At 65.4% G+C, this 18,037-nt stretch carries 12 protein-coding genes; 7 read left to right on the forward strand and 5 right to left on the reverse strand.

The genetic code is table 11. From position 1 onward, the window contains the following. The first annotated feature begins 26 nt into the window (after positions 1 to 26). Together B4L76_RS14710 and B4L76_RS14715 are read left to right on the forward strand one after the other, a co-directional pair. The gene (locus B4L76_RS14710; protein ID WP_296233470.1) at positions 27 to 1,025 is read left to right on the forward strand and encodes a threonine/serine dehydratase; all 999 of its coding nucleotides are present in this window, start codon (positions 27 to 29) and stop codon (positions 1,023 to 1,025) included. Beyond that, complete coding sequence (locus tag B4L76_RS14715; RefSeq protein WP_296233471.1) at positions 1,022 to 1,969, forward strand: ornithine cyclodeaminase family protein; 948 nt, start codon at positions 1,022 to 1,024, stop codon at positions 1,967 to 1,969. Before B4L76_RS14710 ends, B4L76_RS14715 begins: the two co-directional genes overlap by 4 nt. A 12-nt stretch (positions 1,970 to 1,981) precedes the next feature. Here the strand turns inward: B4L76_RS14715 and codA are convergent, their stop codons facing one another. Genes codA through codB form a run of 3 tightly spaced genes read right to left on the reverse strand, consistent with a single transcriptional unit; the run spans position 1,982 to position 5,707 of the window. After that, positions 1,982 to 3,223, reverse strand: coding sequence for a cytosine deaminase (gene codA, locus B4L76_RS14720; RefSeq protein WP_296233473.1), 1,242 nt, complete (start codon positions 3,221 to 3,223; stop codon positions 1,982 to 1,984). A 4-nt stretch (positions 3,224 to 3,227) separates the two neighbouring features. Continuing rightward, positions 3,228 to 4,445, reverse strand: a complete 1,218-nt coding sequence (locus B4L76_RS14725) for a PucR family transcriptional regulator (protein WP_296233474.1) — start codon at positions 4,443 to 4,445, stop codon at positions 3,228 to 3,230. Further along, on the reverse strand, positions 4,442 to 5,707 hold the full coding sequence (gene codB, locus B4L76_RS14730; RefSeq protein WP_296233475.1) for a cytosine permease: 1,266 nt from the start codon (positions 5,705 to 5,707) through the stop codon (positions 4,442 to 4,444). The genes B4L76_RS14725 and codB overlap by 4 nt, the downstream gene beginning before the upstream one ends. A 444-nt stretch (positions 5,708 to 6,151) precedes the next feature. Here codB and B4L76_RS14735 point away from each other — a divergent pair, with 444 nt between their 5' ends. The 4 genes from B4L76_RS14735 to B4L76_RS14750 all read left to right on the forward strand — a co-directional run bounded on the left by B4L76_RS14735 (position 6,152) and on the right by B4L76_RS14750 (position 13,998). Then, positions 6,152 to 9,544 (forward strand): Ig-like domain-containing protein, encoded by a 3,393-nt coding sequence (locus tag B4L76_RS14735; RefSeq protein ID WP_296233477.1) that lies wholly within the window; start codon positions 6,152 to 6,154, stop codon positions 9,542 to 9,544. Between the two features lie 37 nt (positions 9,545 to 9,581). Beyond that, complete coding sequence (locus B4L76_RS14740) at positions 9,582 to 10,565, forward strand: SCO family protein (RefSeq protein WP_296233479.1); 984 nt, start codon at positions 9,582 to 9,584, stop codon at positions 10,563 to 10,565. Between the two features lie 81 nt (positions 10,566 to 10,646). Then, complete coding sequence (locus B4L76_RS14745; RefSeq protein WP_296233481.1) at positions 10,647 to 12,971, forward strand: putative bifunctional diguanylate cyclase/phosphodiesterase; 2,325 nt, start codon at positions 10,647 to 10,649, stop codon at positions 12,969 to 12,971. Between the two features lie 76 nt (positions 12,972 to 13,047). Next, positions 13,048 to 13,998: a site-specific integrase gene (locus B4L76_RS14750; RefSeq protein ID WP_296233483.1), complete on the forward strand. Its 951-nt coding sequence runs from the start codon at positions 13,048 to 13,050 to the stop codon at positions 13,996 to 13,998. A gap of 60 nt (positions 13,999 to 14,058) precedes the next feature. Here the strand turns inward: B4L76_RS14750 and B4L76_RS14755 are convergent, their stop codons facing one another. Then, positions 14,059 to 15,198: a glycerate kinase gene (locus tag B4L76_RS14755; protein ID WP_296233484.1), complete on the reverse strand. Its 1,140-nt coding sequence runs from the start codon at positions 15,196 to 15,198 to the stop codon at positions 14,059 to 14,061. Between the two features lie 142 nt (positions 15,199 to 15,340). After that, positions 15,341 to 16,438 carry a sugar diacid recognition domain-containing protein gene (locus B4L76_RS14760; protein ID WP_296233485.1) on the reverse strand — a complete coding sequence of 366 codons (1,098 nt, stop codon included), beginning with the start codon at positions 16,436 to 16,438 and terminating at the stop codon, positions 15,341 to 15,343. Positions 16,439 to 16,601: 163 nt separating this feature from the next. Here B4L76_RS14760 and B4L76_RS14765 point away from each other — a divergent pair, with 163 nt between their 5' ends. Continuing rightward, entirely contained in the window at positions 16,602 to 17,930 is a 1,329-nt protein-coding gene (locus tag B4L76_RS14765) for an MFS transporter (protein WP_296233486.1), read from the forward strand. Positions 17,931 to 18,037 lie beyond the last annotated feature (107 nt).

An 18,037-nucleotide genomic window follows, 5' to 3' on the forward strand; every position in this document is an offset into this window, starting at 1 on the left:
TTCCATGCGCCTTCAGGAGTGCAGTCATGTTCCCCGCCACAGGTTCACCCACCGTCGATGCCACTGACCTCGACACGCTGTACCAGGCGATCAAGGATGCCCATGTGGCGCTGCGCCCAGCCGTCAGCATCACACCGCTGACCTACAGTGCCCGGCTCTCGGCCATCAGCGGCTGTCATGTGTTGCTCAAATGCGAGCATTTGCAACACACGGGCTCGTTCAAGTTTCGTGGGGCCAGCAACAAGATCCGCCTGTTGCCTGAGGAGCAGCGCTGCAAAGGGGTGATCGCCGCATCTTCCGGCAACCACGGGCAGGCGCTGGCACTGGCAGGTAAAGGCGCTGGGGTGCCGGTCACCGTGTACACCAGCAACGGCGCATCGGCCTACAAAGTACAGGCCATGCGCGCGCTTGGCGCTGAAGTGGTGGGTTTGCCCAGCGACCCGTTGGGGGCCGAACTGGAGGCTGCCAGGCAGGCCCAGGTCCAGGGCAAACCATTCGTCTCACCCTATAACGACCCGCAGGTCATTGCCGGGCAAGGCACCATCGGCTTCGAGCTGTTCGAACAGGCACCGGACCTGGACGCCGTGTTCGTGGCCGTCGGCGGTGGCGGGATGATCTCCGGTATAGCTGCGGCCCTGCGGGTACTCAAGCCAGGTACCGATATCATCGGCTGCTGGCCAGAAAACGACCCGGCGCTGGAGCAGTCGCTCAAGGCCGGCAAGATCATCGACGTGGCCGCGCGCGAAACGCTGTCCGATGGTACAGCCGGCGGCGTCGAGCCTGGCAGCATTACCTTCCCGCTGTGCCAGGCGTTGCTGACCGACACCGTGCTGGTCAGCGAGGCCGAAATCAAGGCCTCCATGCGCGAGATCGCCAGCAGTGAACGCTGGATCATCGAAGGTGCCGCGGCCGTCGCCGTCGCCGGCATGCAGAAGCTTGCCGAGCGTTACCGTGGCAAGCGCGTCGCGGTGATCCTGTGTGGTCGCAACATCGTGCTGGACGCGTTCCTCGGGGCTATCCAGTGAGGTGCTTCAGCAAGGCGCAAATCGTGGCCAGCCTCGACCCCGAGGTCGCACTGCGTGGCCTGGAACAAGGCTTCATCGCCTTCTCGGCGGGCAAGGTCCAGGTGCCACCGATCCAGGGCTTCAGCTTCCCAGGCGCGAACGGCGACTGCTGCGTTAAGTCGGCCTATATGGAGGGTAGTGCCACCTTCACGGTGAAAATCTCGGCTGGCTTCTATGACAACCCGGGCAAAGGCCTGCCGAGCAACGATGGCTTGATGCTGGTGCTGTCTGCGCAAACCGGGCAGCCCTTGGCGCTGCTGCATGACGAGGGTTGGCTGACCGGCATGCGCACCGCCCTGGCCGGGCGCATTGCCGCACGCTTGCTGGCACCGCCGCAGGTCACTGCCATCGGCATATTGGGCACGGGCATGCAGGCGCGGATGCAGCTTGAACAGCTGGGCGCCATTACCGATTGCCGTCAGGTCATGGTCTGGGGCCGGCAGGACAGCGGGCTGGCCACCTACCGTGCGTTTGCCCGCACGCTGGGTTATGAAGTGCACACCACGCAGGACGCCGCCGAGGTCGCTGGGGCGGCAAACCTGATTGTCTGCACCACCCCTTCCCGCCTGCCGCTGTTGCGCAGCGAGTGGGTCCGACCCGGCACGCACATTACCGCTGTGGGTGCCGACGGGCCCGGCAAGCAGGAGCTGGACCCGGCACTGGTGGCCAGGGCCGCGCGCATCGTCGTCGACTCGGTAACGCAGTGCAGCCAGTACGGCGAGGTTGCCCACGCCTTGCGCAGCGGCCAGATCGACACGACGCAACTGATCGAACTGGGTACCTTGCTGGCCAGCGGCGCCCCTGGGCGGGAGCACCCTGACCAGGTTACCCTGGCCGACCTGACCGGTGTGGCGGTACAGGATGCACAGATCTCAAGCTGTGCTCTGGCAGCGTTGACCGCCTGAGGCCACGCCGCCTCAGGCAAAACGCTGTACTTGCGCCGGTGTCCGCTGCATCAGCACCTTGCCATGGCGCACCGAGACCAGCGCATGCCCCTGGCTGCGTACCATTTCGTAATCGTCCGGCGCCGACAGCAGCAGCAGGTTCGCCGGCCGCCCCTTCGCGATGCCGTAGCCCTCCCCCAGGTTCAGGGTACGGGCGCTGTTGTCGGTGATCAGGTCCAGGCAGCGCTGCAGGTCTTCGTAACCGAGCATGTGGCAAATGTGCAGGCCGGCTTCGAGAATACGCAGGATGTTGCCGTTGCCCAACGGATACCACGGGTCGACGATGGAATCCTGACCAAAGCACACGTTCATCCCGGCACGATCGATCTCGGCCACGCGGGTGACGCCTCGGCGTTTCGGGTAGTTGTCGAAACGCCCTTGCAGATGAATGCTCTCGGTCGGGCAGGAGACGAAATTGATACCCGACAGCTTGAGCAGGCGAAACAGCTTGTAGCAGTAGGCATTGTCGTAGGAGCCCATGGCCACCGTGTGGCTGGCTGTAACCCGGGCCCCCATGCCGCGCACTCGGGCTTCCTCGGCCAGCACTTCCAGGAACCGCGACTGGGGGTCGTCGGTTTCGTCGCAATGCACGTCCACCAGGCAGCCGCTACGCTCGGCCAGGTCCATGAGGAACTTCAGCGAGGCCACGCCCTGGTCGCGGGTGTTCTCGAAATGCGGAATGCCGCCCACCACGTCGGCGCCGATGGCTACCGCCTCGGTCATCAGCGCCCGGCCGTTGGCATATGACTCGATGCCTTCCTGGGGAAAGGCCACGATCTGCAGGTCGACCAGGTGACGCACTTCGTCACGTACCTCGACCATGGCCTTGAGCGCGGTGAGCTTCGGGTCAGTAACATCGACATGGGTCCGCACATGCTGGATACCATGGTCCACCAGCATGCCGATGGTCTTTTTCGCGCGGCTCTTGATGTCGTCGTGGGTGGTGATTTCCTTGCGCTCGGCCCAGCGTTCAATACCTTCGAACAGGGTACCGCTCATGTTCCACTTCGGCTCGCCGGCCGTCAGCGTGGCATCGAGGTGGATGTGCGGTTCGACGAAAGGCGCCACCACCAGGTTCTGCCCGGCATCCAGGTCACTCGCGGGCGTGGGCGCCACCTCATTGGCCTGGGGCACGATGGCGGCAATGCGCGCGCCGTCCAGTTCGATGCGGAACAACCCAGGCTTGCCGCGCAGGCGTGCGTTGATAATGTTCATGCTGTTACTCCTTGCAGTGGTCTTCGCTCATACGCCAGATCAACAGGGCGACCGAAGCATTCATGCGGAAAAGCGGGTCGTCGAGCGACTGCCCGCAGAGTTGTTCGATGCGCACAATGCGCTGATTGATGGTATTACGGTGCAGCCCCAGGCGCTGCGCGGCCCTGAGCGCGTTGCCGTTTTCCATGAGCAAGGCATCCAGGGTGTGCACCAGCGCATGGGCGTGCTTGCGCCCCGGGGCAATCAGCGGCCCGAGGGTGCGGCTGACGAAGTCATCGATCAGCGAGCGGTCGAGAATTCCTTGCAGCAGGCGCAGTACACCCAGTTCGCTGAAATTGCAGTAGCCATTGGCCGGGCGCAAGTGCTGCGCCACATCCAGTGCCTGGCGCGCCTCGTTGAGGGCCTGGCGGTAGTGGGCGCAATCGTCGGCGAGGCTCGACAGGCCCATGTGCAGGCCCAGTTCACCGGTCGCGGCGCGCAACTGCCGGTACAACGCCGCCAATATATCGGGCAGGTCGTGCGTGTCGGCCAGCAACACCACGAACAGGTCGCCAGGTAATTGCGCGCTGACGCTGCCCGGGCGTTGCCGGCACCAGGCATCGAGCTGGTCCTCCAGGGCCTGGCGGGTCGCTTGCCAGGTCCGCTCGCCGCGGGCCAGCCCGTGCCGCTCGAACACGCCGTCCACGCCTGTCAGGCGTACTGCCAGCACGCGCCGCGGTGCATCCAGCGCCAATTGCAGGTGCGCTGCCCGCTGCCGGGCAATCGCCAGGCTCGGGTAGTCACCGGTGAGTAGCTGGCCGAGGATGTCATTGCGCGAGCGCCGGGCCTGGCTCATCTGCACCAGCGCCGTACCGATCAGGTGGGTGACCACCACCATCTTCAGCGCGTACGGCTGCTCGATCAGCGGCAAGCCGAGCTGCTCGGCACGGGCAATAACGGCGGGCGGGATGCTGCGTATGAAGCTGCCGCCGGTTAGAACCACCATTCCGGCAATGCCCACAGCCTCACCATCCTCCATCAGGCTCAGCAGGTTGGCCTCGCCGCGTGGATGGTTTATTCCGGTGACAAACACCAATTCACCCCCCATTACCCATTCGGCGATGCCTTCGTTCTCTGCCACATAAGGCCAGCGCACCCGCCGGTACAGGTTGCGCGCCCCGGCCAGCACGCGCAGTTCGTGCAGGCCGGGCAACTGCAGGATCTGCTCCAGCGCCAGGCTCACGGCTCGGTGCCTGCCTGGCCTGGTGCCCGGCACCGTGCGCCCAGCTCGACGAGGACGATGTAGCACAGGGCCGAGGCGCCAATACCGACCAGTGGGGCGATCCACGGCGAGGCGCAGGCCAGTGCCGCGCCCACGGCATAGGCCACCAGCCCGGTCAGGTTGTAGCGCGGCAGGCTTGCCGTGCCCAGTGCCGGGAACCTGCCGCGATGGCGATACCAGAAATCGGCCATGATCACCCCACCCACCGGCGGAATGATCGAGCCCAGCAGCACCAGGAACGGGATCAGCATTTCGTACATGCCGCCGATCGCCAGAACAATCCCGACCCCGGCTGCCGCCAGCGTTGCGCTGCGCCGACGCTCGCTGCGCAGCAGGTGGCAGGCGGCGGCCGAGACGTTGTAGATGGTCGGCCCCTGGATGGTCCACAGGTTCAGGCACAGCATGACCACCGCCGCGAACGACAGGCCCTGCAGCATCATCACCTCGACGATATCGGCCTGCTGGTAGACCATCGCGCACCAGGCTCCGGCCACCACCATCAAGCCGTTGCCCAGCAGGAATGCCACCACGCTGGCAATGACCGCCACCCGGCCGCTACGCGCCAGCCGAGTCCAATTGGTTGCCTGTGTGGCCCCACTGGCGAAGGTGCCGAAGACCATGGTCACAGCAGCCGAAAAGGTCATGGTCTCGTGCGGTAGCACCGCGGCCAGGCCGGCAAGGCCACCGGCATCGCGGGTGGCGATGTACATCGACACCAACAGCAGCACGAACATCAGCGGCACCGACACCCGCGACAGCACATCCAGCCCCTTGAAACCGATGATGGCCGTCATGCTGAAGCCCAGGCCGAACAGCACCATCAGCGGCATGCTGACGCCCTCCGCCAGCCCCAGCAGCCGGACCAGCACGATGGCCACCGTGGCCGTACCCCAGGCATACCAGCCCAGTTCGGCGAAACCCAGCAGGAAGTCGGAAAGCCGGCTACCCGCCTCGCCGAAGCAGAAGCGCCCCATCAGCACGGTGTTCAATCCGCTGCGCGAGGCGATGAACGCCAGGGCTGCGGCATACAGGGCCAGCAGGCTGTTGCCGATGGCGGCTACCCATAACATGTCGACAAAATTGAAGGCCATGCCGAGCTTGCCGCCGGCGAACATCGTGCCGGTAAAGAAAGTGAAGCTGAACAGGACCATCGCGATCGGCAGCAGGCCCTTGCGGGCGGACTGCGGGGCTTCGCTGAGCGGAAATTCGCTGGATGAGCTCATTGCACGGGGCTCCAGGTTGTAGTCGGGAGCAGGGAGAGCAAGATGCAGGCCGCTTTTACTGCGCCGGCCATGCTGCCCGGAGCAGGCGCGTCGCACTACAAGCGATGTGCAATGTGCACCTTAAAGCGCAGAACATGGGAATTGGAAGTGTGCCGCGTGACTTCATTTGAGGCGCAAGCGCACCAAAGCAGGACGGGGTTGTGTCGTTGCCGCCCAGCGAGACATGGCGTCTGGAAGCAGTCAGGCGCCATGCCCCAGACGTTGGGTAATGGGTGACCCGCGAGTGGGGGGCTATCCCCGTTTTTGACGCCGTGGCTGGCCACGCGCCCTGGACGCGCAACGGCCTGATTGCCAAGCGGTTATGTTCCTGGCACTTGGCACAAGCGTTGCTCGGGCCGTGGTAACCAGCAAAACGCCACGAAGCCGTGAGCGAGGCACAAGCCAATGAAAACACCTGTCGCGACCCGCCCTTCCAGGCATGTATTCCCGCTCTCCTCCGTCACTGCGCTGATGCTCGGCCTCGGGTTGGCCACGGCGGTAGGCGCCCCCATGGATGACAACAGCATGCCCCCGCCGACCGACCCGTCGGCCTATACCGACCAGCCAGCCGATCCGACCCAGACCTTGCTCGACCTCTACAGCATGCCAGAGGGCAACCAGGGCTCGCTCGAGTTGGCCAATGGCGCGTACGGCGATCGCAACACGGTGCTCGCCAACAATGTATTGCCACCGACCCTGCAAACTGCCAACAAGTACCCCACCAACGGCAAACCCAGCCCCTTGTTCGGGGCGCTGCCGTTTACCCAGCAGTTGCTCCTGTTCGAAGAGTTCGGCACGGAAAAACTCGACCCCACGCTGCCGCCTGCGCCCCTGACCTTCCCTGTACCCACCCTGGGTGCCGCACCGGCGCAGGACCCGGACGTGGTCGCCCGCAGCGGCCCCAGCGGCAGCGCACTGGAAGCCTTCCTCAAGCAACCGGGCCTGTACCCGTTCCCGACCCAGTATTCCAACGTGCTCGACCGCAACCCGTGGAAGGCGCAGATCGAGATGTTTCTCAACCGGCACCCTGTCGGCTCGCCGGCCGAAGGCCGGCCACCAGGAAAAGGCTGGTCGCACCAGCGCTGGAACGAGTTCTATCCGCAGGCGGGGTTCAAGACCGCCCAGGCTGGTGCGCGCATCAACCTCGGGTTGCGCGACCGTAAACAGTTGCACAACTATGCCGTTGGCGAGTTCGCCCCGGGCGGCCTGTATTACCAGACCTCCGAAATCCCGAACACGCAGGGTACCACCCGCGGCATCGACACCCGCTTCCACCCGAAAATGCCGCTGCAGAACCACAAGTCGGTGTGGACCTTCGACGGTACGTTCCCGCCCAAGTTGCTGATGGTGCGCTACGGCCAGCCAATCCTGATGCGCCACTACAATGCCTTGCCCATCGACCCTGCAGCGAACAACGGGTTTGGCCTGCACACCATTTCCACCCACGAGCACAACGGCCACTCACCCGCTGAAAGTGACGGTTTTGCCAACGCGTACTTCTTCCCGGGCCAGTACTACGACTACCGTTGGCCGTTGCAGCTGGCCGGGTATGACACCATCAACACCCGCGCCCAGGACCCACGGGCGGCGTTCCCCTGCTCGCCGGGCGACACCCTGTTTGTCAACGATGCCAGCCCAGGCCTGAAAACCTGCCAGAACGGCAGCATCAAGATTCGCGGTGACTGGCGCGAAACCATGAGTACCCACTGGTTCCACGACCACATGATGGATTTCACGGCGCAGAACGTCTACAAGGGCAACGCCGTGATGATGAACTACTACAGTGCCCTGGACCGTGGCAACGAAGCCTTGCAGGATGGCGTGAACCTGCGCTTCCCCAGCGGTTCCGGCATGCCATGGGGTAACCGCGACTACGACGTCAACCTGATGATCGCCGACAAGGCCTGGGATGCCAAAGGCCAGCTGTGGTTCAACCCGTTCAACACCGACGGTTTCCTTGGCGACCAGATCCTGGTCAACTGGCAGTTCCGGCCCACCCTCAAGGTACGTGCGCGCAGCTATCGCTTCCGTATCCTCAACGGCTCGGTGTCGCGCTACTTCAAGTTTGCCGTGGTTCGCGAAATCGCCGGCACCAGTGGCGAATTCAAAGGCCCGGTCGGCTCCAACGTGTCGTATGCACGGGTGCCGTTCCACATGATCGCCAATGACGGCAACATCATGGAACATGCTGTGCCGTTCGACGGCAGCATGGACCTCAACGGCGACGGCAACCTGCAGGACAACAACGGCATCCTGCCGCTGCAGGCCATCGCCGAGCGCTACGACATCATCATCAACTTCGCCAGGAACGGCATCAAGGTCGGCGACAAGCTGTACTTCGTCAATCTCCAGGAGCACCAGAGCGGCAAAGGCCCGGAAGGCGCCATTGCGCTGGCCGACGTGCTGTCGGAAAAGTACAAGGCGGTGATCAAGCAGACCAGCCAAGGCCCGCAGTGGGACAACGGCGACCCGGCGATCGGCAAGTTCCTGCAGCTGGTGGTTCAGCCCTACAGCGGCCAGGACCTGAGCATGAACCCGGCGGCCTACGAGCCGGCCAAGCCAGGCAAGGCTGCGGGCATGAAGATGCTGCCGCTGACGATTGACCGCAACTCGGCTACCGACCTGGCCAAGCTCAAGGATGCCCGCCACCGCGAATTCATCTTCGGGCGCTCCGACGGTACCGACAGCAAGCCCTGGACGATCAAGAGCGAAGGCGGCTTCGGCTACAGCATGGACCCCCGCCGCATAACTGCTGCGCCGCAACTGGCCAACCAGTCCACCGATGCTGGTTTCAGCGGCGACGGCACCCTGGAAGTGTGGAAAATCATCAATGGCGGCAATGGCTGGAGCCACCCGGTGCATGTGCACTTCGAGGAAGGCGTGATTCTCAGCCGCGACGGCAAGGCCCCGCCAGAGTGGGAAAAATGGGCCCGCAAGGACGTGTACCGCATCGGCCCGGAGGCCGACTCGTCGGAGGAAGTGGAAATGGCCATCCGCTTCCGCGAGTTTGCCGGTACCTACCTGGAGCATTGCCACAATACCCAGCATGAGGACACCTCGATGCTGCTGCGCTGGGACCTCGAGCACCCGGGCCAGTTCCAGGTCATGCCGACACCTTTACCGGGCTGGGACGGCGTGGAATACGTGGCTTCGGTTGGCCTGCCAACCTTCCGCACCAACAACACGGGCGACGACGATCCGGACAACAAACCGCCGGTTGCAGCCAACGACAGCGCCGCGACCACTGCCGGCAAGCCGCTGACCCTGAGCGTGCTGGCCAACGACACCGACCCGGAAAACAACCTGCCGTTGACAGTTGTCGGCCTCAGCCAGCCGGACTCCGGCCAGGGCAGTACCAGTACCGATGGCACCAAGGTGGTGTACACCCCACCGGCCGGCGTGACGACGCCGTTCACCGCCCGTTTCAACTACACGGCCCGCGACGCCAAGGGTGCCGAATCCGTGGCCCCGGCCACGGTCAGCATCGCGGTCAGCCCGGCTGCGGTGATGGACCAGATCCAGGTGACCAGCGCTACGGTGCAGGTGCTCAGCGCCAACCAGTTTACCTGGGAGGTCACCGGGACCACCACGGTGGCTGCAGGCAACAGCATCAGCGTGACCGCAGCCACCACCGCCGGCCCGTTGAACCTGGGCGTCGCCAGCATGACGGCCAGCGGCAGCGGGGCCACCTGGCGGTTGCTGGTGACCACCAGTGGCTATGGCCCGGCCACGCCAGCGACGGTGACCGTGAAATCGACACTCGGGCAGAGTGTGACAGCGCCGGTCAGGTACAAGTGATTTGCAGCCGGGCTACCGGTAACCGGAGGACCGTATCATGTCCGGCACATGGCGCATTCTGCTCGTGCTCTCGCTGTTCGCGGCCAGCATTCCCTTCTGGCCGCTACAGCCGCAACAGCCCAACGCAGCACAAACTGCATCGCCCTGGGGGGCCGACTATTTCCCCAACATTCCGTTGCTGACCCAGGACGGCGAGAAAGTGTATTTCTTCGACGACCTGATCAAGGACAAAGTGGTCGCCATCAATTTCATCTTTACCGGCTGCTCCGACTCCTGCCCGGTCGAAACCGCACGCCTGCGCCAGGTGCAGAAGATCCTCGGTGACCGGGTGGGCCAGGACATCTTTTTCTACTCCATCAGCATCGACCCCTTCAACGACACCCCCGCTACCCTCAAGCGCTACGCCGAAAAGTTCGGCATCGGCCCCGGCTGGACGCTGCTCACCGGCGAACCGGCCGAAATCGAACAATTGCGCCGCAGCCTGGGCCTGTATATCGAAGGCCTGGAAAACGGCCGCTCCAAGGATCACAACCTGAGCCTGATCATTGGCAACCAGGCCAGTGGCCGCTGGATGAAGGCTTCGCCTTTTGAAAGCCCGTACATCCTCGCTGACCGCCTGGGCAACAGCCTGCACAACTGGAAGCAGGCCATCGCCAAGCCGCTGGACTACGCCCAGGCGCCGGAGATTCGCCCGCTCAGCAGTGGCGAGCAGTTGTTCCGTACGCGTTGCTCGTCCTGCCATACCTTGGGTAACAGCGAGCCGGGGCAGCGCGGAATCGGCCCCGACCTGCTGGGCGTTACCCGCCAGCGTGACGCCGAATGGCTGGCCCGCTGGCTCAAGGAGCCCGACCAGATGCTGGCGCAAAAAGACCCCCTGGCCATGCTGCTGTATGAACAGTACAACCGCCTGGCCATGCCCAACCTGCGCCTCAGCGATGGCGAAGTCGGTGCGTTGATGCGTTACATGGAGGAGGAAACCGCGCGCCTGCAGGCTCCGCTGGCGGATAAGGGAAGTCCTTAAAGGCTATTGGCCATCAGTCATGAAGTTGTCACCTTACTGTCGTATTTTCAGGCCATTACCCAGGGTCGGGAACTGTCAGCAGTGATTCGCCGTTCGCTTTCCTCCGCCAGCCTATTGCAGCTGCTGATTCTCATGCTCTGCGCCGCGACCTTGGCCTTTCTCTGGGGGTTGCACCTTGCGCAGAAGGCTAGCGCAAGGCAGGACGCCTTGGCGGCCAAGGCTGCCGAGCACCTGAACCTGGCCAGCCTCGTTGGCGAAAGCCTGCGCCAGCTGGTCGACCGCGCCCAGGCTGTTGCTCGGGCCACCCAGGACGACATGAAGACGCTGCGCCTGGGCAATTCAGGCCTGGCGAAGCGGCTTGGCGAAGACCCGGTATTCGAGCGCATGGGCCTGTACGACCGCCAAGGCCGGCTGCTATCGGCCAGCCATGCCGACGTCGCCGCCGAGCTGCCCCAAGGCTGGTTGCAGCAGCTGCAACAACACGTCGCCGAGCACGGTTTCAAGCCGCTCCTGCCCAGCGTGCAGGCCCCCAGCCAGCCGGCCACCGCGCCCGACTGGCGGCTTTCCTTCGTGCTGCCGCTGACCAACCTGCAAGGTGATGCAATCGACACCATCCTGGTGGTGCAGCTGGACAGCGGCTACCTGGCGCGGCTGCTGCAGCACATCGACCTGAGCGGCAGCGGGCTGGTGTGCCTGCTGCAGGGCGATGGCCTGGAGCGGCTGCGCATCGACACCAGTGGCGTGATCGTGCCCGATGACGCGCTGCAGCCAGGGCTGCCAGGTAACACCAGCGAGGCCGGCATGCTCACCCAATACGCGACCGGCGTCCCGTACCAGAGCCTGTTCCGGCGCGTACCCGAGCGGGGTTTCAGCATCGTGGTCAGCCAGCGCCAGGACGAGATCCTGGCGCCTGCCACGCGGGCCGACGCCCGGCAGTTCTGGCTCACCCTGGGCATGACCCTGATGATTCTCGCCAGCCTGCTGTGGACCTTGCGCCTGCTGCGCAAGCGCCAGGAGGCCTTCAGTGCGCTGGAGCAAGCCCAGCAGGTCAACCGGCAACTGATCGAGCGCCTCGAGGACGAGCACCGGCGCAGCAGCCACGCCGCCGCCACCGACCACCTCAGTGGCTTGCACAACCGCCGCCAGTTCGTCGAGGTGGCCGGTCAGGTGCTGACTCGTCAGCGCGGCAGGCGCCGGCTGATGGCGATTCTGTTCATCGACATGGACCGTTTCAAATCGATCAACGACTCGCTGGGGCACAAGGTCGGTGACCTGCTGCTGCAAGCCGTGGCCGGGCGCATCCAGCGCCTGCTGGAGCCTGGCGACGAAGCGTCGCGCTTTGGTGGCGACGAGTTCGTGGTGCTGCTGGCCGGCGAACGCAGTGAAGCGCAGATCAATGCCTGGGTTCGTGAACTGGTGCAGAAACTCTCGGCCACTTACGCCCTGGATGGCCAGGAGGTCAATACCAGCCCCAGCGTTGGCGTCAGCATCTGCCCGCGCGATGGCCAGGACATCGACAGCCTGATCCGTAGCGCCGACGCGGCGATGTACTCGGCAAAGCAGGCCGGGCGCGCCCAGTACCGCTTTTTCGACCCGTCACTGAACCTGGCCGATATCCAGGCCTTCACCCTGGAACAGGCCTTTGGCAGCGCTTTGGCCGAGCGCCAGTTCGTGCTGCACTACCAACCGCAGATTCGTCTCGACACCCAGCAGGTGCTGGGCTACGAAGCGTTGGTGCGCTGGGACCACCCCGAGTTCGGCCTGCTCTACCCGGACCGCTTCATCGGCCTGGCCGAGCGCAGCGGTTTCATTGTCGAGCTGGGCTGGGAGGTGCTGCGCCTGGCCTGCGAAGCCTTGGCAGGTTGGGCCGCGCGGGGCGGCGAGACGCGGCTGGCGGTGAACGTATCCGCCCTGCAACTGCGTCAGGCGGGCTTTGCGGCCCAGCTGCTGGACCAGTTGCAGCAGTACGGCATCGCCCCACAGCGGCTGGAGCTGGAAATTACCGAAACCACCATTCTCGACCCCGAAGGCACGGCAGTGGCGCACCTGCACTGCCTGCGCAGTGCCGGCCTCGGTATCAGCCTGGACGACTTCGGCCGTGGTTATGCCGGCTTTGCCCACCTGCACACGCTACCGTTGAGCAAGCTGAAGATCGACCGCTCGCTGATCGCGCCGCTGTCCAACAGCCATGACGACAGCCCGATCGTGTCCTCTACCATCATCCTCGCCAAGCGCCTGGGCCTGGAGGTGGTGGCCGAGGGTGTGGAAACCCGTGAACAGGTGGTGTGCCTGAAGTTGGCCGGCTGCGATATTGCCCAGGGCTACCACTTCAGTCGGCCGTTGTCGCCAACGCAGCTGCGTGACTACCCGCCGTTCAAGCGCAGCGGGGCCCAGGCTTGCGTGTGATGCCGGTGCCTGCAGCGCAGGACAGGCACGGCGTTTCGGTTTATCGTGGTGTCCATCGCCAACCGACCCTCGCACCATGACCGACATCGAGCGCTACCTGCGCGCCGCCACCCGTGACAACACCCGGCGCAGCTACCAGGCCGCCATCGAGCACTTCGAAACCCACTGGGGCGGCTTCCTCCCGGCCACGGCCGAGACCATCGCCCGTTATCTGGCCGACCACGCCGAACAGCATGCCGTCAGCACCCTGCGCCAACGGCTCGCCGCGCTCAGCCAGTGGCACGTTGCCCAAGGCTTCCCCGACCCGACCAAGGCCCCATTGGTACGCCAGGTGCTGCGCGGCATCCGCTCCTTGCACCCGAACCCGCCCAGGCAGGCCGCGCCGTTGTTGCTGCAGCACCTGCAAAGCGCCGTGCAGTACTTCGAAGCGGAGGCCCACCAGGCCCGGGAACGGCATGACCTGGCCGCCCTGCGTCGGGCCCGCCGCGACGCGGCCCTGCTGTTGCTGGGCTTCTGGCGCGGTTTTCGTGGCGATGAACTGGCGCGGCTGCGCGTCGAGCACATCCAGGCCCAGGCCGGTGTCGGCATCACCCTGTTCCTGCCGCGCAGCAAGGGCGACCGGGAAGCGCTGGGCGTGCAACACCGCACCCCGGCGCTGAAGGCACTGTGCCCGGTGACGGCCTATCTGCAATGGCTGGAGGTGGCCGGCATCGCCCACGGGCCGGTGTTCCGCAAGCTCGACCGCTGGGGCAACCTGAGCGAAACCGCACTCAACAGCAACAGCCTGATCGGCCTGCTGCGGCGCATGCTGGAACGCGCCGGGGTGCCGGCGGCGCTGTATACCGGTCATTCGTTGCGCCGTGGCTTCGCCACCTGGGCAACGGCCAACGGCTGGGAACTGAAGGCGTTGATGAGCTACGTGGGCTGGAAGGACGCCAAGTCAGCCTTGCGCTACATCGACGCGGCGCAGCGCTTTGGCGAGCTGGCCGTGCTTCCGGCCAGCCAGGCCCAGGCGCTGCTACCCTGAAGTTGCTGGCGACCGCCTTCGCCGGCGCCATGTCGGAGCGAGCGTGCCAGTATCGCGCGGTCAGCTCTGCCTTGCACGGCGCCACAAGCGGCCGATATCACAGGCGCGCGCCCGCAGCAGTTCGGCAGCATCGGCACAGGCCTGCTCCAGGCTCATCGGCCCGCCGGCCAGGGCAAAGGCAGCGTCGACGCCATGGGCGTACAGCTGCTGGTAGCCTTCACCCAAGGTTCCGGCCAGCACCACCACTGGCACCCCATGGCGCTTGGCCAGCCGCGCCACGCCCAGTGGCGTCTTGCCGCGCAGGGTCTGGGCATCGAAACGTCCTTCGCCGGTTATCACCAGGTCAGCGTCCCGCACCAGTTGCTCCAGGCCGGCCAGCTCGGCCACCACTTCCACCCCTGGGCGGAACTGCGCCCCCATGAACGCCCGGGCCGCGAAGCCCATGCCACCGGCCGCGCCACAGCCAGGATAGTCACGCTCGTCCTTGCCCAGCAGTTGCGCACAGTGGTTGGCAAAGTGTCCCAGAGCCTGGTCCAGCGCCTGCACCTGTTGCGGGCTGGCCCCCTTCTGCGGGCCGAAGATCGCCGAAGCGCCGTTGGCGCCGCAAAGTGGGTTGTCGACGTCTGCTGCCACTTCGAACTGCACCTCGGCCAGGCGCGGGTCGAGGCCGCTGGCGTCGATGCGAGCCAGCCTGGCCAGGGCCAGGCCGCCCTCTTCCAGTGCCTGCCCGTCGGCGTCCAGCAGGCGCAGCCCCAGCGCCCGCAGCATGCCGCTGCCGGCATCGTTGGTGGCGCTGCCGCCGATAGCCAGCACCACCCGTTGCGCGCCGGCGGCCAGGGCAGCGGCAACCAGTTCGCCGGTGCCCCAGGTGCTGCTGCGGCAGGCATCGCGCTGGTCGGTCGGCACCAGTTGCAGGCCACTGGCCTGGGCCATTTCGATGATTGCCGTGCGGCTTTGTGGCAACCAGCCCCAGCCGGCTTCGATGCGTTGCCCCAACGGGCCACGCACGGTCTGCTGGCGCAGTTCGCCATGGCTGGCGGCGAGAATGGCCTGCATGGTCCCTTCGCCACCGTCGGCCATCGGGCACTCGAGCAGCTCGGCTTGCGGCCAGGCTTCGCCCAGGCCCGCGGCGATTGCGCGGGCGACACCGGCGGCGTCGAGGCTGTCCTTGAACGAGTCGGGGGCGATGACGATCTTCATGGGGATTCTCCTGTCCTGATCAGCGGCATGCTGACAGGTGGCCGCCACGCTGGCCTCGGTCGCTTGCACAAAACCTGGGACGGGTTGTTTGGGCAAATGCCTTCGGACCCGGCGCAGGCTTTTTGCCAGGAGCGGCCAGCGGTCAGTCGGCAGGCAGCAACTGCAAACCCAGGTACAAGCTGAGCATACCCTCCATGCGCAGCGGGTCCACTTCAGCCAACTCGGCGATGCGCTCCAGGCGGTAGCGCAGGCTGTTGCGGTGGATGCCCAGCGCGTCGGCACAGGCCTGGCTCTGGCCGTCATGGGCACACCAGGCGCGCAGGGTGGTGAGCAACTGGCCGTTGCCGTCCCTGGCACGGATACGCTGCAGCGGCTCCAGCAATTCAGCCAGCGCATCATCGTTGCGGTGCCGCCACAACAGCGCTGGCAACCGGTAGCGCTGCAGGCTGAGCAGGCGCTCGCCAGGTACCACCTCGCGCCCATAGGCCAGCAGGTCACGCACCCGGCGGTAGCCCCGGCGCAGTTGCTCCAGGCTTTGTGCGGCGCTGCCCAGAGCCAGACGCTCGACCACCCAGCCATGGCGTTCCAGGCGCTCCAGCAGGCGCGGCTCGTCGAGCGCCACCCCGGCGGGGCGGCACCACAGCAACGACTGGCGGGCCGGGCTGACGCACCAGCTGTCCGGGTAGCGGCTGGTCAGCCATGCGGCCAACGCCTCGCCAGGCGCCCCAGAGGCCAGTTCGAACAGGCAGGGCACACGTGGCAGCTGGGGTTTGAGCCCCAGCTGCCGGGCTTCGTCAAGCAGCCGGGGCGAGTCACCGCTGCCGCCCAGCAGCAGCGCCAGCAAGTCGTCGCAGCGCTGCCGCCGCCATTGCTGGTCGGCTTGCAAATGACGCTGGGCCAGCAGCATTTCGGCGGTCATGCGCACCAGCTCGCCGTAAGTGCGCAACTGTTGCGGGTCGCCGGTCAGGCCAAGCACGCCCATCAGACGGCCATCGAGCATCAGCGGCAGGTTCACCCCCGGCTGCACGCCCTTCAGGCATTTGGCCGCGTCAGTATCCAGTTCGACGATCCGGCCGTTGGCCAGCACCAGTTGCGCGCCCTCGTGACGGGTGTTGATACGCTCCGGTTCGCCGCTGCCAAGGATCAAGCCCTGGCTGTCCATCACATTGACGTTGCACGGCAGGATGGCCATCGCCCGGTCAACGATATCCTGTGCCAGGTCATGGTCGAGTTCGAACATTCAAGGGTCCTTGCAGTGTTAGGCTTTTGGGCTGGGGCACAGCAGTGCGGCGCAAGCGCTGTGCAAAAGCACAAAGACAGGCACGCCGCCGTCCCCGAGACTCGTCAGGGCGAGCGCCGGAACAGGCGACGCGGCGACAACCATAACAACAGAGAACCCGATCATGGCATACAGCCCCGCCCCTGACCAAGGCACGGACACTCACCGCAATGCGCTGTACCGGCGCATCACCCTGCGGCTGATTCCGTTCATTTTCATCTGCTACCTGTTCAACTACCTGGACCGCGTCAACGTCGGCTTCGCCAAGCTGCAGATGCTCGACGCGCTGCAATTCAGCGAAACGGTGTACGGCCTTGGCGCCGGCATCTTCTTCATCGGCTACGTACTCTGCGGCCTGCCGAGCAACCTGGCGCTCAACCGCTTCGGCCCGCGGCGCTGGATCGCGCTGATGATGATTGCCTGGGGCAGCCTGTCCACCTGCCTGCTGTTCGTTACCACGCCTGCCGAGTTCTACGCATTGCGCCTGCTGACCGGCGCCGCCGAAGCCGGCTTTTTCCCCGGCGTGGTGCTGTACCTGTCGCGCTGGTTCCCGGCGGCCCGCCGCGGCCGCATCATGGCCCTGTTCATGTCGGCGATCCCGGTATCCGGCCTGCTCGGCGGGCCGTTCTCGGGCTGGATCCTCGAGCACTTCGCGGCCGGCCAGCACGGCCTGGCCGGCTGGCAATGGATGTTCCTGATCCAGGGCCTGCCAACGGTTGCGCTGGGTGTGCTGGCGGTGTTCCTGCTCAGTGATGGCTACCACAAAGCCAGCTGGCTGAGCCCGGCAGAACGCCAACTGATCGCCGCCGACCTGCAGGCCGACGCCGACAACAAGCCGGGCACCACCGGCGACGGTCTGCTCGCCGTGCTGGGCAACCGGTTGATCTGGACCTTCGGCTTCGTCTACTTCTGCATCCAGAGCGGTGTATACGCGATCAACTTCTGGCTGCCGTCGATCATCAAAAACATGGGCTTCGACAACCCGTTGCTGATCGGCTGGCTCAGTGCCATCCCGTACTTGCTGGCCGGGGTGTTCATGATCCTCTGCGGGCGCTCGGCCGACCTGCGCAACGAACGTCGCTGGCATTTGGTGGTGCCGATGCTGATGGGCGCCACCGGCCTGCTGATCGCGGTGAACTTCGCCAGCAACCCGGCCATCGCCATCCTCGGCCTGTCGATCGCCACCATGGGCGCCCTCACCGGCCTGCCGATGTTCTGGCCGATGCCGACCGCGCTGCTCAGCGCCAGCGCGGCCGTTGCCGGCCTGGCGATCATCAACTCGGTGGGGCAGATGGCCGGCTTCCTCAGCCCATACCTGGTCGGCTTCATCAAGGACCAGACCGGCTCCACCGATGCTGCGCTGTATTCGCTGGCGGCATTGATCGTGCTCGGTAGCCTGGTGGCCTTGCGCGTGACGCGCGCCGGGGCGCTGGACACAGCACGGGCCAGTTGAACCCTTCTTGGGTAAACCCGCTCCTGCACGGCTTCGAATGCTCGCCGTACCTGTAGGAGCGGCTTCAGCCGGTGCACGCCATCGCGTGCGCTGCCTGCTTCGCGGAT

Origin of the sequence: Pseudomonas sp. UBA4617 (genome assembly GCF_002386445.1) — a bacterium.
Classification (GTDB): domain Bacteria; phylum Pseudomonadota; class Gammaproteobacteria; order Pseudomonadales; family Pseudomonadaceae; genus Aquipseudomonas.